At 70.3% G+C, this 15,831-nt stretch carries 12 protein-coding genes and 1 pseudogene; 9 read left to right on the top strand and 4 right to left on the bottom strand.

Annotated elements, in window-relative coordinates; genetic code table 11:
* The 8 genes and pseudogenes from CXQ97_RS01510 to CXQ97_RS01540 all read left to right on the top strand — a co-directional run.
* Positions 1–1,454 (top strand): annotated as a pseudogene (locus CXQ97_RS01510) (lysozyme M1); the annotation flags it as partial.
* A 36-nt stretch (positions 1,455–1,490) separates the two neighbouring features.
* Positions 1,491–4,016, top strand: coding sequence for a GH25 family lysozyme (locus tag CXQ97_RS01515; RefSeq protein WP_104179073.1), 2,526 nt, complete (start codon positions 1,491–1,493; stop codon positions 4,014–4,016).
* 79 nt (positions 4,017–4,095) lie between these two features.
* Positions 4,096–5,418 (top strand): polysaccharide biosynthesis protein, encoded by a 1,323-nt coding sequence (locus tag CXQ97_RS19330; protein ID WP_146069549.1) that lies wholly within the window; start codon positions 4,096–4,098, stop codon positions 5,416–5,418.
* Positions 5,415–6,410, top strand: coding sequence for a glycosyltransferase family 2 protein (locus CXQ97_RS19335; RefSeq protein ID WP_146069550.1), 996 nt, complete (start codon positions 5,415–5,417; stop codon positions 6,408–6,410). The genes CXQ97_RS19330 and CXQ97_RS19335 overlap by 4 nt, the downstream gene beginning before the upstream one ends.
* 58 nt (positions 6,411–6,468) lie before the next feature.
* Positions 6,469–7,206: a glycosyltransferase family 2 protein gene (locus CXQ97_RS01525; protein WP_258062120.1), complete on the top strand. Its 738-nt coding sequence runs from the start codon at positions 6,469–6,471 to the stop codon at positions 7,204–7,206.
* Positions 7,207–7,209: 3 nt separating this feature from the next.
* A complete protein-coding gene (locus CXQ97_RS01530; protein ID WP_104179074.1) occupies positions 7,210–7,683 on the top strand; it encodes a DUF2304 domain-containing protein in 474 nt (157 codons plus the stop codon).
* 58 nt (positions 7,684–7,741) lie between these two features.
* Positions 7,742–8,629: a glycosyltransferase family 2 protein gene (locus CXQ97_RS01535; RefSeq protein ID WP_104179075.1), complete on the top strand. Its 888-nt coding sequence runs from the start codon at positions 7,742–7,744 to the stop codon at positions 8,627–8,629.
* 22 nt (positions 8,630–8,651) lie between these two features.
* Positions 8,652–9,749, top strand: a complete 1,098-nt coding sequence (locus CXQ97_RS01540; protein WP_104179076.1) for an NAD(P)-dependent oxidoreductase — start codon at positions 8,652–8,654, stop codon at positions 9,747–9,749.
* Positions 9,750–9,843: 94 nt separating this feature from the next.
* Here the strand turns inward: CXQ97_RS01540 and CXQ97_RS01545 are convergent, their stop codons facing one another.
* The gene (locus CXQ97_RS01545; protein WP_181034939.1) at positions 9,844–11,073 is read right to left on the bottom strand and encodes an acyltransferase; all 1,230 of its coding nucleotides are present in this window, start codon (positions 11,071–11,073) and stop codon (positions 9,844–9,846) included.
* 115 nt (positions 11,074–11,188) lie between these two features.
* Here CXQ97_RS01545 and rfbA point away from each other — a divergent pair, with 115 nt between their 5' ends.
* Positions 11,189–12,058, top strand: coding sequence for a glucose-1-phosphate thymidylyltransferase RfbA (gene rfbA / locus CXQ97_RS01550; RefSeq protein ID WP_104179078.1), 870 nt, complete (start codon positions 11,189–11,191; stop codon positions 12,056–12,058).
* A gap of 65 nt (positions 12,059–12,123) precedes the next feature.
* Here the strand turns inward: rfbA and CXQ97_RS01555 are convergent, their stop codons facing one another.
* The 3 genes from CXQ97_RS01555 to CXQ97_RS01565 all read right to left on the bottom strand — a co-directional run bounded on the left by CXQ97_RS01555 (position 12,124) and on the right by CXQ97_RS01565 (position 15,831).
* Positions 12,124–14,118 (bottom strand): DUF6541 family protein, encoded by a 1,995-nt coding sequence (locus CXQ97_RS01555; protein WP_146069551.1) that lies wholly within the window; start codon positions 14,116–14,118, stop codon positions 12,124–12,126.
* 81 nt (positions 14,119–14,199) lie between these two features.
* Positions 14,200–14,928 (bottom strand): ABC transporter ATP-binding protein, encoded by a 729-nt coding sequence (locus CXQ97_RS01560; RefSeq protein ID WP_104179080.1) that lies wholly within the window; start codon positions 14,926–14,928, stop codon positions 14,200–14,202.
* Positions 14,929–14,931: 3 nt separating this feature from the next.
* Positions 14,932–15,831: an ABC transporter permease gene (locus CXQ97_RS01565; protein ID WP_104179081.1), complete on the bottom strand. Its 900-nt coding sequence runs from the start codon at positions 15,829–15,831 to the stop codon at positions 14,932–14,934.

Here is a 15,831-nt window from a genome sequence, read left to right on the forward strand (position 1 = left end):
CGGTGGCGGGGCCGTTGGTGGCGGCTTCTGCTGCGCGGACGCCGGCGATCGGCAGCGCCCTGTCGGGGCTGGTGTGCGGGATCAGTGGCGGCGGCTGCTACCAGAACTACCAGTACGGCCAGGTGCACTGGACGAAGGCCACCGGGGCGCACGCCACGCAGGGCGCCGTGAACACCGCCTGGGGCAGGACCGGATGGGAGAAGGGCGTCCTGGGCTACCCGGCCAGTGACCTCACCTGCGGCCTGAAGGACAGCGGCTGCGTCCAGTCCTTCCAGGGCGGCAACATCTACTGGAGCCCGGCCACCGGGGCCACACTGACCCTCGGAGCGATCGACGGCGCCTGGAGCGCCCTGGGCCGCGAACGCAGCACCCTGGGCTACCCCACCGGCAACGAGATCTGCGGACTCACCGGCGGCGGCTGCTACCAGAACTTCCAGGGCGGCCAGATCCACTGGTCCGCCAGCACCGGCGCGTCCGCGACCTGGGGCCCCCTGGCCCAGGCCTGGGGACAGGCCGGCTGGGAGAAGGGCACCCTGGGCTACCCCACCAGCAACGAGATCTGCGGACTGACCAACGGCGGCTGCTACCAGAACTTCCAGAACGGCCAGATCCACCGCTCGGCCACGACCAGCCCCTACGCCACCACGGGCGCCATCGCCCGCGTCTGGGCCGGCAGCGGCTGGGAGAAGGGCAAGCTCGGCTATCCGACCAGCAACACCATCTGCGGGCTCGTCGGCAACGGCTGCCTCCAGACCTTCCAGAAGGGCAACATCTACTGGAGCCCGGCCACCGGAGCAGCACTGACCTCCGGCGCGATCGACACGACCTGGAGCGCGCTCGGCCGCGAACGCGGGAAACTCGGCTACCCCACCGGCAACGAGGTCTGCGGACTCACCGGCGGCGGCTGCTACCAGAACTACCAGGGCGGCCAGATCCACTGGTCCCCCACCACCGGCGCCCAGCCCACCTACGGCACCATCGCCTCCGCCTGGGCCAACTCCGGCTGGGAGAACGGCACCCTCGGCTACCCCACCAGCAACGAGATCTGCGGACTCACCGGCGGCGGCTGCTACCAGAACTACCAGAAGGGCCAGATCCACTGGTCCCCCGGCACCGGCGCCTACGCCACCCGCGGCGTCTTCAACACCGCCTGGAGCAAGGCCGGCTGGGAAGCCGGCAGCCTCGGCTACCCCACCGGCAACCAGTCCTGCGGACTCACCAACGGCGGCTGCTACCAGGACTTCCAGAAGGGCCAGATCCACTGGTCCCCCACCACCGGCGCCCACCCCACCACCGGCGCCATCGGAACCGCCTGGCGCGCCACCGGCTGGGAGACCGGCAGCCTCGGCTACCCCACCACCGACGAAACCTGCACCACCAGCCAGACCTGCACCCAGAAATTCCAGAAAGGCCAACTCAGCTGGTCACCCACCCGCGGCATCACCCGCCGCTAACCACCACCAGGCGCGTCGACCCCAAGGACTCCTGACATGAAACCGTTCTCCCGCACGTCCCGGTTGGCCGCCGCCGCCTTCGTGGTGACGCTCGCCCTTGCGCCGCTGCCTGCCGTCGCGGCGGAGGTGGCCGGTCCGCCTCCCTCGGCGCCGGCGACGCAGCCCGAGCTCCAGGCGCAGCCCACCCCGGAGCCGGAAGCATCCCCCGAACCCGACGCCACCGTCGGGCCTCCGGCCTCCGCGGAACCGACAGGGCCCACAGCCCTTCCGACGGAGCCGGGCCGGGCGTCCGTCGCGTCTCCGACGATGGCCGACGCCATCCAGGGATTCGGCAACGCCGCCATGGGGCAGGGCCTCGATCGGCTGAGGGAGACCGGCGATGCGCAGGTGCCGGCCGCCCCCGTGGAGCAGGAGTCCGCAACGACCCAGGCGGAGGGCCTCGCCGCCACCTGGCGGCCGGCAGGTATCCAGGGGATCGACGTCAGCAGCCATCAGGGAGCCGTCGACTGGCGCACGGCCAGGGCGCAGGGCTCCGAGTTCGCGTACGTCAAGGCGACCGAGGGCACGGGCTACATCAACCCGTTCTACGGACAGCAGTACGGCGGGGCGGCTTCCGTGGGGATGGTCCGGGGCGCCTACCACTTCGCGATCCCGACCACGTCGTCGTCCGGCGCCGAGCAGGCCACGTACTTCGTGCAGAACGGCGGAGGCTGGTCCTCGGACGGACGGACCCTGCCCCCGCTGCTGGACATCGAGTACAACCCCTATCCGTCGCTCGGGAACACCTGCTACAACCTGTCGGCGGCGCAGATGGTGTCCTGGATCCGGGACTTCTCCTCGACGATCCGGAACCTCACGGGCCGGGTACCGATGATCTACACGACGACGGACTGGTGGGCCACCTGCACCGGCAACTCGAGCGCGTTCGCCGATCATCCGCTGCACATCGCCGCCTACGGCCAGACGACCGCAGGGGTCCTGCCGAACGGCTGGTCGTCCTACGCCGTCTGGCAGTACAGCAGCACCGGCCCGTTCGTCGGCGACTCGAACGTCTGGCGCGGATCAGCCGCGGAGCTCGCAGCCTTCGCGACGAACTCCCAGGTGTCATCGGTGGCGGGGCCGTTGGTGGCGGCTTCTGCTGCGCGGACGCCGGCGATCGGCAGCGCCCTGTCGGGGCTGGTGTGCGGGATCAGTGGCGGCGGCTGCTACCAGAACTACCAGTACGGCCAGGTGCACTGGACGAAGGCCACCGGGGCGCACGCCACGCAGGGCGCCGTGAACACCGCCTGGGGCAGGACCGGATGGGAGAAGGGCGTCCTGGGCTACCCGGCCAGTGACCTCACCTGCGGCCTGAAGGACAGCGGCTGCGTCCAGTCCTTCCAGGGCGGCAACATCTACTGGAGCCCGGCCACCGGGGCCACACTGACCCTCGGAGCGATCGACGGCGCCTGGAGCGCCCTGGGCCGCGAACGCAGCACCCTGGGCTACCCCACCGGCAACGAGATCTGCGGACTCACCGGCGGCGGCTGCTACCAGAACTTCCAGGGCGGCCAGATCCACTGGTCCGCCAGCACCGGCGCGTCCGCGACCTGGGGCCCCCTGGCCCAGGCCTGGGGACAGGCCGGCTGGGAGAAGGGCACCCTGGGCTACCCCACCAGCAACGAGATCTGCGGACTGACCAACGGCGGCTGCTACCAGAACTTCCAGAACGGCCAGATCCACCGCTCGGCCACGACCAGCCCCTACGCCACCACGGGCGCCATCGCCCGCGTCTGGGCCGGCAGCGGCTGGGAGAAGGGCAAGCTCGGCTATCCGACCAGCAACACCATCTGCGGGCTCGTCGGCAACGGCTGCCTCCAGACCTTCCAGAAGGGCAACATCTACTGGAGCCCGGCCACCGGAGCAGCACTGACCTCCGGCGCGATCGACACGACCTGGAGCGCGCTCGGCCGCGAACGCGGGAAACTCGGCTACCCCACCGGCAACGAGGTCTGCGGACTCACCGGCGGCGGCTGCTACCAGAACTACCAGGGCGGCCAGATCCACTGGTCCCCCACCACCGGCGCCCAGCCCACCTACGGCACCATCGCCTCCGCCTGGGCCAACTCCGGCTGGGAGAACGGCACCCTCGGCTACCCCACCAGCAACGAGATCTGCGGACTCACCGGCGGCGGCTGCTACCAGAACTACCAGAAGGGCCAGATCCACTGGTCCCCCGGCACCGGCGCCTACGCCACCCGCGGCGTCTTCAACACCGCCTGGAGCAAGGCCGGCTGGGAAGCCGGCAGCCTCGGCTACCCCACCGGCAACCAGTCCTGCGGACTCACCAACGGCGGCTGCTACCAGGACTTCCAGAAGGGCCAGATCCACTGGTCCCCCACCACCGGCGCCCACCCCACCACCGGCGCCATCGGAACCGCCTGGCGCGCCACCGGCTGGGAGACCGGCAGCCTCGGCTACCCCACCACCGACGAAACCTGCACCACCAGCCAGACCTGCACCCAGAAATTCCAGAAAGGCCAACTCAGCTGGTCACCCACCCGCGGCATCACCCGCCGCTAACCACCACCAGGCGACGCCCGGGCACGATCCCTCCAGCGGATTGTGTCCGGGCGGAACGGCCTCGCTATGATCGGGGCTTATGTCCCTGAGTAATCCGGCGGAGTCCGCGGCTGACCCCGCGCACGGGAAGGCCGGACGGACCCGGGCCAGGGGACTCCCGGCCGTAGGTGCGGCCTCGGTGATCGCCGCAGCCGCGAGCTACCTGATCCTCTTCCTCGCCGCCCGTGCGCTCACCCCCGAGGAGAACGCCCAGTTCCTCACTTTCTGGGCCGTCCTGTTCTTCGTCCTCGGCGTGCTCGCGGGCATCATCAACGAATTCACCCGGGCAGTGCGGTCGGCGGCGACGGGGAGCGGGCAGGCAGGACCGGCACCAGGCGCGGCGGTCTTCCCCCTCGGACTCCTGATCGGCTGTGGAGCTGCAGCCGTGATCGCTGCGTCATCGCCGCTCTGGGCGCCGTCGATCCTGCCGGACGACACCGTCCTGCTGGTGGCCGTCCTCTCGGTGGCTGCCATCGCGTACGCCGGTCACTGCTCCGTTGCAGGAGCTGCGGGAGGATTGCAGCGGTGGTCGCTGTTCGCGGGACTCGCCGGCTCCGAAGCGCTGCTCCGCCTGCTCCTCGTCGTCGTCGTCGCCCTCGCCGTGTCCACGCGCCTCGGGCTGGAGGTCGCCAGCGCCGCCGGGGCGCTGACCTGGCTGCTCATCCTCCTGTTCGCGCGATCGTCGCGGTCCGCGCTCCGGGCACGGGCCGACGTCGGGAGGGCGGCCCTGCTGTCCAACACCGGCCATGCGATGCTCTCGGCCGCTGCCACGGCGGCACTCGTCACCGGGTTCCCCATCCTGCTGCGCCTGACCACGTCCCTCGAGCAGTACGCCGGTGCGGCGCCCCTCCTCCTCGCCATCTCCCTCACCCGGGCGCCGATCATGATCCCCCTCCAGGCGTTCCAGTCGGTACTGATCTCGCGGTTCGTCGGCGTGAGGGGCACGGCGCTCGTCCGGGCCATCGCCGGTCCCGCGGCGGGGCTGATCGCGCTCGGCGGCGTCGGCGCGATCGCGGCCGGGCTGCTCGGCCCCTGGATCATGCTGGTGTTCGGACCCGCCTACGTCGTCGCACCCCTGACCATGGCCGCCCTGACCTTCGCCGGGTGCCTGATGGCCGTGCTGACCGTGACGGGAACCGCCTGCCTGGCGCGCGGCGCGCATGCCGCGTACTCCGTGGGCTGGGTGGTCGCGACGGCGTCGACCTTCCTCGTGCTCCTGCTGCCCGGGTCCCTCGAAGGGCGGGTGATCCTCAGCCTGCTGGTGGGACCCGTCGTGGGGGTCCTCGTCCATCTCGCGGCCCTCCTGACCCTCGTCCGGGGCCGGAAGACCGGCTCTCCCCAGGAAGAAGGTACCGGCCAGTGACCTCCGGATCCCCCCTCGTCAGCGTCATCGTGCCCGTCTACAACAGCGCCGCGACGATCGAACGTGCGCTGGCCAGCGTCCTCGCCCAGAGCTACGGGAACTGGGAACTGCTGGTCGTCGACGACGCCTCCACGGACGACTCCGCCCGCCGCGCCCGGACCGTCACGGCGACCGTCCCCGACCGGCGGGCGCGCGTTCTCGACGCGCCCGAGAACCGCGGCAGCTCCGCTGCCCGGAACCTCGGCCTCGACGCTGCGACGGGCGAGTTCGTGGTCTTCCTGGACGCCGACGACGAACTGCTGCCCGACTACCTCGAGGTGCTGACGGCCGCCTGCGACGCGGGGGCCGACATCGTGGTGTGCGGTCATGTCGTCTCCGTGGACGGTGCCGAGGACCGGCCCCGGTCGAGCCGCCGGGCCGGACGGATGGACGGCCGGACCGCCCTGCGCCGGGCGCTGGCGGACGACATCACGCCGTTCCCCTGGGACAAGCTGTACCGCCGGAGCCTGTTCGAGGGCGTCCGCTACCCGGAGGGCCTCAAGCGGTTCGAGGACATGGTGATGAACCTCTCCCTCTATCCCAGGGCGCGGCAGGTCGTCGTCCTGGAGCGGCCCCTGTACCGCTACCGGATCTCCGCCGGCTCCCTCACGTGGGGGCGGGTGCCGTCCCGGGACGACGTCGGGCAGGCCCTCGCGCACCTCGACGACCACCTCGACGCGGACTTCCGGCGGGGCCGGTTCCGCGCGCCGTTCCAGGCGATGCTGACGCTCCTGACGCTCCTCGTGGCGCAGAGCGCCGCAGCATCCGGGGACGGCCCATCGGGACGGGTCGACCTCCGCCCGTACGGCGCGGATCTGCCGCTCGGGCGCCTGGCCGGCTGCGCCCGGGTACGACCCGACCTGGCGGCCGCGGGACTGCTGCTCAAGGCCGCCCCGGCGCTCTTCGGAGCCGTGTACCGGCGCTACGCACGCCGTTCCTACGGCGCGGAGTAGGCAGGGCGCGCTGCCGCGCAGCCCGGCCCTCCAGCCGTATTGGTATATCTTTGAAGTCATGCCCACGCCGTCCTACTCCCGCGCGCTCGTCATCATGCCGGCGTGGAACGAGGCCCAGACCGTGGGCAACACGGTCCGCGAGACGCTCGCCCTCGAGCACCGCTACGACGTGCTCGTCGTCGACGACGGCTCCTCCGACGAGACCGCGGCGGAGGCCGCGGCTGCCGGCGCCACCGTCCTGCGGCTGCCGTTCAACCTCGGCGTCGGCGGAGCCATGCGCGCGGGCTTCAAGTACGCGGCCCGCACCGGCTACGACGCCGTCGTCCAGGTGGACGCTGACGGCCAGCACGACCCCCGGGACATCGAGAGGGTGCTGCGCGGGCTCGACGACGCCGACATCTCCATCGGCGCGCGCTTCGCCGAACGCGGCGAATACCAGGTCTCCGGGCCGCGCAAATGGGCCATGCAGTTCCTCGCAGGGGTCATCTCCGCGCTTGCCAAGACGCGCCTGACGGACGTGACCAGCGGCTTCCGGGCCGCCAACACCCGGGCCATCGCCCAGTACCTCGACCACTACCCGGCCGAATACCTCGGCGACACCATCGACTCGCTCGTCGTCGCCATCAAGTCGGGCTGCCGGGTGGTCCAGGTCCCCGTGGAGATGCGCGTCCGTCAGGGCGGCACACCGAGCCACAATCCGACCAAGGCGGCCATCTACCTCGGCCGCTCCGTCTTCGCCCTGCTCTTCGCACTGACGCGCAGGAAATCCGGACCAGTTCACCTCGTGGGAGCCTGACTCGTGGAAACCATCGCCGCCTTCGTGCTCGCCATCGTCATCGTGGCCCTCGTCCTCGACCTCCTGCGACGCAAGAAGATCCGGGAGAAGTACGCGGCCCTCTGGCTGATCGTCGGAGCGGCCACCGTCGTCCTCGGCGCGTTCCCCCAGCTCCTGCGCATCGCCGCCGAGACCGTGGGCGTCAGCATCCCCTCCAATCTGCTGTTCGCCCTGGGGATACTCTTCGTGCTCGGTGTCCTGCTCCACCTCTCCGTCGAGATCTCCTCGGTCGAGGACGAGACGCGGGCCCTCGCCGAGGAGGTCGCGATCCTGCGCGCGCAGCTCGAGGCCCTCGCCCCGGCCCGGGCCCTCCCCGCCGAACAGGGCGCAGCACAGGCACTGGTGGCCCCGGTGGACACCCGCACCCCCGGGCACGGGCCCACGGGAGGGAGCGGCGCGTCCGCCGTGCATCCCCCGCAGAAGCAGAAACACCCCTGACATCGCGATGCACGGCGGGACCACCCGCCGCACCAACCCACGGAAGGCCGACCGACCCATGCCACTGGACATCTTCATCCCCTACTGGGGCGACCCCGGCTACATGAAGGAAACGGTCCGGAGCGTCCTGGCCCAGGAGTCCCACGACTGGAAGCTGACCGTCGTCGACGACGCCTACCCCGACCCGGCGGTGAAGGAGTACTTCGACGGCATGGACGACGAGCGGATCACCTACATCCGCAAGGACCGGAACGAGGGCATCACCGCGAACTACCGGACCTGCGTGTCGCTCGCCACGCAGGACCTCATGACGATCCTCGGCTGCGACGACGTCCTCCTGCCGAACTACGTCGACACGATCCTCGCCGCGCACCGCCGCTTCCCCGAGGCCGCGATCATCCAGCCCGGAGTGCGGATCATCGACGAGGCCGGCACGGTCGTGACGACCCTCGCCGACACCGCCAAGCAGAAGCTGGTCCGCCCGCGCGGTTCCGGGCTCCAGCTCGTCTCCGGCGAGGCCATCGCGGCCAACCTGATGCACGGCGACTGGCTGTACTGGCCCTCGCTCGCGTTCCGGACCGACAAGATCCGCGAGGTCGACTTCCGCGAGGGCTTCCCCATCATCCAGGACCTCGCCCTCGTGATGGACATGGTCTACAAGGGCGACCAGCTCCTCATCGAGCCCACCCTCTGCTTCTCCTACCGGCGCCACTCCGCCAGCGCCTCCTCCGCCAAGCTCGTCGACGGCTCCCGGTTCGCCGGGGAGCGCGAGTACTTCAGTCTCGCGGCCGGCCAGGCCAGGGAACTCGACTGGAAGCGCGCCGAACGCGCCGCCCGTCTCCGCCTCACCTCACGGGCGCATGCCGCGACCCTGCTGCCCGGCGCGCTCCTCCGCCGCAACCGCACCGCAGCGAAGGCGCTCGCGCGCCACATCTTCGGCCTCTAACGGCCCCTTCAGGAAGGCTCACATGACCCACGCCCCACGTTCCGGAGAGTCGGAACAGACAGTCCTCGTCACCGGCGGAGCCGGCTTCATCGGGACCGCCATCTCCGGCGCCCTGGCGGCCGCCTTCGGGCGGGTCGTCGTCGTCGACAACCTCCACCCCCAGATCCACGCCACGGGCGAGCGGCCGGAGGACCTCCATGCGTCGGCCGAACTCGTCAAGGGGGACATCACCGACGCCGCCGTCTGGGACGGCCTCCTCGCCACGGTGACCCCGGACGTCATCATCCACCTCGCCGCGGAGACCGGTACGGGGCAGTCCCTCGAGGAGTCGACCCGGCACACGATGACGAACGTCGTCGGCACCTCCCAGATGCTCGATGCACTCAACCGCCACAAGAAACTGCCGCGCCGGATCGTGCTCTCCAGCAGCCGCGCCGTGTACGGGGAGGGCGCCTGGCGCCGCACCGGAGCGGACTCGCTCTTCTACCCGGGCCAGCGCACCAGCACGACCCTCGACCAGGCACAGTGGGACTTCGCCGACGCCGAACCGACCGCGATGAAGGCCGACGACGTCTTCCCCGCCCCGGTGAGCGTCTACGGAGCCACGAAGCTCGCCCAGGAGAACATCCTCCTGGCGTGGGGCAAGTCCTACGGTGTCGAGACGGCGGTCCTCCGGCTCCAGAACGTGTACGGGCCGGGCCAGTCCCTCATCAACCCCTACACCGGCATCATGTCGCTGTTCTGCAGGATGGCGAAGTCCGGCACCTCCATCCCGCTCTACGAGGACGGGGAGGTGCGCCGCGACTTCATCCTGATCGACGACGTCGCCTCGGCGCTCGTGGCCGCAGCCACCTCGCCGTCCGTCAGCGACACGCCCCTGGACATCGGCTCGGGAGAGTTCCAGACCATCGGGACCGCCGCGGCGATCATCGCCGGGTACTACGGGGCCCCGACCCCGCACGTCACGGGCCAGTACCGGCAGGGCGACGTCCGGCACGCCTGGGCCGACGTCAGCGCGGCCGAACAGGTGCTCGGCTGGACCCCCCGGTACGACCTCGAGCAGGGCATCTACCGCCTCGCCCGGTGGATCGACTCCCAGGCCGACGTCCAGCCGGCCTGACGCTGCCGGACGAACCGCCGACCGGACAGAAGAAGTCCCCGCGCAGTGCGCGGGGACTTCTTCTGTTCGCGGATCACTTCCCGGGATCCGCGTGTCACCCACCCGTCGCGCGGGTCCCGACGACCGAGGGCTGCTGAGGGACGTGCGGGTCCTCCTGGACCACCGGGAGGACTGTCGCCGTGGTCGGCGCGGCTCCCTGGTCAGGTGCGGAGCCGCCGGGCCGCGCGGTGACTGCCGCAGGCCCGGGGGCGGCCTTCCCGTGCCGGCGCACGGCGCGCATCACGGGGCGCTCGACGAGGAGCCAGCTGGCGATGCCGGCGGCGATCGTGAGGACCGCAGCCACGAGCATGTACACGGCCAGTCCACGTTCGTGGACCCCGTGGATCGCGAGCAGCTGCTGGATGGGGAAGGCGTAGATGTACACGCCGTAGGAGACGTCGTTCCTGCGGATCAGCAGCGGCGAGGGCAGCAGCGTCGAGATCCACAGGATGCCGTAGGCGATGAAGACCGCGGAGGCCGCGCCGCCCCAGTTCGGCACCAGGGCCGTGATCGCGACCGACGCCGCCACGGAGACCGCTCCGGGCAGCCAGTGGATGCCGACCCGGTCCTTCCACGCCTGCACGACGGCGCCGCCGAGGAAGAAGGGCAGCAGGCGGAACAGGAGGTCGAAGTCGAAGTTCCCCTGCGTGTAGGCGGTGATGTCCCCGATGGACGCGTGGACGACCACGCTCGCGACGAAGAGGAGGGTGAGGGGCCACGGGGACTTGCGGATGATCGCGAAGACCCCGATGAAGGCGAGGATCGCATAGCAGTAGAACTCGTAGTAGAGGCTCCACAGTGATCCGTTCCAGGCACCCGGGTAGGGCACGTCCGCGGGCGTCCCGGCCACGTCGTACGTGACCATCTTCAGCCCGAGGTTGGCGAACACGTAGTTGAAGGGGGTCGTGCCGGTGGTCAGGAAACCGTCGAGGGTGCCCCTGGCGGCGAGATAGCCGAGCGGGGCGAAGACGCCCGCGACGACGACGAGGCAGACGATGAAGGCCGGCATGATGCGGGCGATACGGTGCACCAGGTACTCGCCCAGGGAGTGGCTGAACCGGCTCGCGGTGATGAGGTACCCGCTGACGACGAAGAAGCCCGCCACGGCCCACCCGCCGAGGGTGTCCCCGGCGAAGGCTGGTTCCTCCATCCGCCCGGACAGGGGCCAGCTGTGGTGCACGAGCACCGTCAGTGCGAGCACCAGGCGGATCAGGTTCAGGCTGTTGTTCCGGGTGTCGAACGGTCGTCCGAACCACAGCCCAGACTGGTTTTTCCTCCGTGGCACAATCTCTCCATCAGCACGACCGACACTGGGACAACCCGGTCATCCTACCTCAGCGCCCGCGCCGGGCCCGGGGAGCGATTTGGCCTTGCAGTGCCGCACGGCAATAATTCGAAGCATGCGCGGGATAATCCTTGCCGGGGGCACCGGATCCAGACTCCACCCGATCACCTTCGGCGTCAGCAAGCAGCTGATGCCGGTCTACGACAAGCCGATGATCTACTACCCGCTGTCCACCCTCATCCTCGCCGGCATCCGGGACATCCTGATCATCACGACGCCCCAGGACGCGGACCAGTTCCGGCACCTGCTCGGCGACGGCAGCAAGTTCGGTGTCTCCCTCACCTACGTCCAGCAGCCCTCCCCCGACGGCCTGGCCCAGGCGTTCATCCTCGGCGCGGAACACATCGGCCAGGAGACGGTCGCCCTGGTCCTCGGCGACAACATCTTCTACGGCCAGGGCATGGGCACCCAGCTCCGCCGCTTCGCCGACGTCGACGGCGGCGCCGTGTTCGGGTACTGGGTGGCCGAGCCCTCCGCCTACGGCGTCGTCGAGTTCGACCGGGACGGCCGGGCGCTGTCCCTGGAGGAGAAGCCGGAGAACCCGAAGAGCAACTACGCGGTCCCGGGCCTGTACTTCTACGACAACGACGTCATCTCGATCGCGCGGGAGCTGAAGCCCTCGCCCCGCGGTGAACTGGAGATCACCGACGTCAACAAGGCCTACCTCGAGGCAGGGCGCCTGCAGGTGGAGATCCTGCCGCGCGGAACGGCCTGGCTCGACACCGGGACCTTCGAATCCCTCAGCGACGCCTCGAACTTCATCCGCACGGTCGAGCACCGTCAGGGACTGAAGATCGGCTCCCCGGAGGAGATCGCCTGGCGCCAGGGCTTCCTCAGCGACGACGACCTGCGCCGCCGCGCCGAGCCCCTCATCAAGAGCGGCTACGGGCACTACCTCCTCGGGCTCCTCGCCCGCGGCAAGTAGCACCCGGGGCACCCCCGCGGCGGGTGCCCCGTCGCCGGCGCTGACCGGCCGGTCCGCGGGCCGGGCTACTGGCAGACGACGACCTCGTACAGCCTCGCCGCGCCCTGCTCGTCGACCAGCCGCACCGCGTCGGAGGTGGCGAGGTCGGCGAGGCCGGGGTACCCCCGGGCCTCCTCACCGTCGATGAGGTACTGCGTACCGAAGTCCAGGGCGTAGGACACGTTCTCGTCCCGGATCGCCTGGCAGGCCTCCGCGGACTGCGCTGCATCGTCCAGGCTCCGCGCGAGGACGAGGGCCTGCGGCGTCGACGTCTCGAAGAGGTGGTGCACCAGGGTTTCGCGACCCGTATAGGCGTAGGCGAGCGAGCTGCCGTTCCACGGGTTGACCGCGATGACGGCGTCCTCCGGGACCTCCCCGTCGAAGCGGTCCAGGAGCGCCTGTTCGTCGGTCGACAGGATCGAGGACGGCGAATCGGGCACGTAGTGGATCTTCGCCCAGGAGACGTATTCGCTCACGGCGCCGGGCTGGGTCGCGGGTACCAGGAGCCCGGCCAGCGCGACCAGGCCCAGGCCTGCGGCGGCACCCCGCAGCACCGGACGGCGGCCGAGGTCGGCCGCTTCGAGCCGTCGTCCTGCGAGCCGCCGGACGACTCCGGACGACGCGTCCACGACGGCGACCGCGCCGAGGGCGGCGAGGACGACCGACACGACCGGCAGCACCGCGGCCAGCCTGTTGGTGTCCGCGTACCAGATGCCGGTCAGCACGGCGCGCCACGGCCCCCGCTCGATGCTGGCGTCGACGAGGTAGAGGTAGCCGATGACGACGAAGCTGAGGATCAGCCAGGCCGACCGGCGGGTCCGTGCCGCGTGGATCAGGCCGATGAGGGCCAGCGCGGACACGGTGTAGGCCATCAGGCGGTAGTCCATCGGTGCGTTGCCCAGCACCTCGCCCACCGCCCCGGAGGTCGTCTGGTGCGGACCCCAGACGTCGTACGGGACGGGCCTGAGCTTCAGCCAGACGACGACGAACACGGCCAGTCCGACGACCGTCCCGGCCGCCCACGGCAGGTAGCGCCTCGGTGCCGCACCGCTGCGGGCGAGGAAGGCGACCTGCCGGGACACGGACCAGAGGACCACCGGCAGGCCCAGTGCCAGCAGCGTGTTGACGCTGCTCATGTGCGAGAACCCGAGGCTCGCGAAGGCCGCGGCCAGGGCGATCCACACCCGGGCCGGCGCTTCGGTCATGGAGGCGCCCATCCGGCTGGCGAGGACCACGAGGGCCAGCGCGGCCGGCAGGAGCGCGACGGAGAGCATGTAGGGGAAGAGAGGGCCCCAGGCCATGAGCAGGTAGGGGAACGCCATGTACCCGGCGGAGGTCACCCCCGCCGTCACCAACCCCACCATGCGCGGCCCGACGACGACGCGGGCGAGGAAGAGCGCCGAGATCGGCCAGACCACCGCGGCGGTGACGATGTTGACGGCGTTGACGGCCAGGGGGACGGAGGCCCCCGTCAGCTGCATCGCGAGGGCGCCGAAGGAGTGCCAGGCCGCCGGGTAGACCGCGGCGAAGCCGGAGTTCCCGGTCATGGTGCCGAGGGTGAGGGTCGAGGCGTCGCCGGTCTCGAAGATGTAGCGGACGGCGTTGAGGTGGAAGACGTTGTCGAAGCGCTGCGAGATGTGCTCGGGGGCCCCGATCATCCGCACGGTGCTCCGGGCGATCAGCACCCCTCCGATGACCGCGCCCGCGACGCCGGCAGCCACCAGCGCCCAGCTGTCGCGCCGGGGTACGGGACCAGCGGACCTCCGGGCCGCGAGGCGGGAGATGAGCAGGCCGATCGCGGCGGTCAGCACCGTGACCGCGAGCAGGAGCCAGCTGGTCCACGGGATCCCCGCGACCGACCCGAGGACGGCGGCGAGTCCCGCGATGCCCACCGAGAACACGGGCGCCACTCCGAGCAGCGCGAGCCGGCGGAACCCGAGCGACAGGCCGATCACCAGACCAGGGCCCACCATCACGGCGATCGTCGCCGCCAGCACCGGCGCAGTACTCCACCAGGACACAAATCCTCCAAAAATCAGCACGAGATGGGATGCCGGGCCCGGAGGCCGGCGGGGCGCCCTCGGCGCCCCGGGTCGGTGTTCCTAGCCCTGCCTCAGGCGTTTGACGACCTCGTCGACAGGACCGTCGAGCAGGACGCGGCCGTGGTCGAGCAGCACCCCGCGTTCGCAGATCTTCGCGACCATGTCGAGGTCGTGGCTCACGACGACGAGGGTCTTCCCCTCCGCAGCCAGTTCCGCGATCTTCGCCAGGCACTTCTTCTGGAACGGTTCGTCGCCGACCGCGAGGATCTCGTCGATCAGGAAGACCTCCGGATCCGTGTGGACGGCGACGGAGAACGCCAGCCGGAGGTACATGCCCGAGGAGTAGAACTTGACCTCGGTGTCGATGAACTGGCCGATCTCGGAGAACTCGACGATCGAGTCGAACCGCTCCTCGATCTCCGCGCGGTCCATGCCGAGGATCGCCCCGTTGAGGTAGACGTTGTCGCGACCGCTGAGGTCGGGGTGGAACCCTGCCCCCACCTCGATCAGCCCTGCCACCCGGCCCCGCGTCTGCACGCTGCCGGTATCGGGGCGCATCACGCCGGAGATGTGCTTGAGCAGGGTCGACTTGCCGGAGCCGTTGAACCCCAGCAGGGCGACGGTCTCCCCCTCCTCGATGGTCAGCGACACGTCCGCCAGCGCATGGAAGCGCTCGGAGAGGTCACCCTTCCGTCCCTTCATCAGCCAGACGAAGGCCTCCTTCATGGACCGGGTGTGCCGGAGGACGAACTGCTTGTTGACGTTGCGGATCTCGATCGCGGTGGTCACGTGTCACAACTCCTGGGCGAAGCGGCCCTCGAGCCGCCGGAAGACGAGCTGGCCGATGACGAGCATCAGGCCCGAGGTCACGAGCGCGACCGGTATCCACAGGGACAGCAGGTTCGGGGGGATCGCCTCGGCCCGCTCCGTGGTGGGCAGCCAGAACGCGAAGTGGAACGTCTCGACGGCCACCGTGATCGGATTGAGCTGGTAGATCAGGAAGAACGTCTCGCCCAGCTTCTCGCGCACGAGCAGCCACGGGTAGAGCACGGGGGACGCCCAGGTGGCGACCATCAGCAGCATGTCGACGAGGTTCTCCGCGTCGCGGAAGTACACGTTGACCGCGCCGAACAGCAGGCCCAGTCCGATCGCGAACATCGTGACGATCAGGAACCCCGCGACGGCCGCGGCGAGCTGGAGCACGGTCGGCGACCACCCGGAGAACAGGCATGCGACGAGCAGGATGAGGATCTGCGGGACGAAGTGCACCGCGGACACCCAGGTCGAGGCGATCGGGAAGAGCTCCCGGGGCAGGTAGATCTTCTTGATCAGCCCGCCGTTCGACACGATGGCGCGCGACGCATTGCCCAGCGCCTCGTTGAAGTAGTTGATGAGCACGATGCCCGAGAACAGGTAGATGGCGTAGTTGGGCAGGCCGGCGGGGTTGCGCTCGCTCTGCTCGAGTCCCAGGAAGACGCCGAGGGCGACGTAGAACACGACGAACTGGACCCCGGGCTTGACGTACGACCAGAGCAGCCCGAGGACCGATCCGCGGTAGCGGACGCGCAGCTCCTTCTGGACCAGCAGCTTGAGCAGGTAGCGGGACCGCACGACATCGCGGAGACCGTGTCCGTAGCCGGGGGCCACGAGCTCGTCGCGCGGCCCCCCGCCGGCCGCCGAGCGGTCCGTCAT

Source organism: Arthrobacter sp. B0490 (genome assembly GCF_002929355.1).
Taxonomy (GTDB): domain Bacteria; phylum Actinomycetota; class Actinomycetes; order Actinomycetales; family Micrococcaceae; genus Arthrobacter_D.

What these genes read in the sequence shown, in the direction of transcription:
- CXQ97_RS01515 (WP_104179073.1), top strand. Translation starts at nt 1,491, where the DNA reads ATGAAACCGTTCTCCCGCACGTCCCGGTTGGCCGCCGCCGCCTTCGTG.
- CXQ97_RS19330 (WP_146069549.1), top strand. Translation starts at nt 4,096, where the DNA reads ATGTCCCTGAGTAATCCGGCGGAGTCCGCGGCTGACCCCGCGCACGGG.
- CXQ97_RS01525 (WP_258062120.1), top strand. Translation starts at nt 6,469, where the DNA reads ATGCCCACGCCGTCCTACTCCCGCGCGCTCGTCATCATGCCGGCGTGG.
- CXQ97_RS01535 (WP_104179075.1), top strand. Translation starts at nt 7,742, where the DNA reads ATGCCACTGGACATCTTCATCCCCTACTGGGGCGACCCCGGCTACATG.
- CXQ97_RS01540 (WP_104179076.1), top strand. Translation starts at nt 8,652, where the DNA reads ATGACCCACGCCCCACGTTCCGGAGAGTCGGAACAGACAGTCCTCGTC.
- rfbA (WP_104179078.1), top strand. Translation starts at nt 11,189, where the DNA reads ATGCGCGGGATAATCCTTGCCGGGGGCACCGGATCCAGACTCCACCCG.
- CXQ97_RS01565 (WP_104179081.1), bottom strand. Translation starts at nt 15,831, where the DNA reads ATGACGGACCGCTCGGCGGCCGGCGGGGGGCCGCGCGACGAGCTCGTG.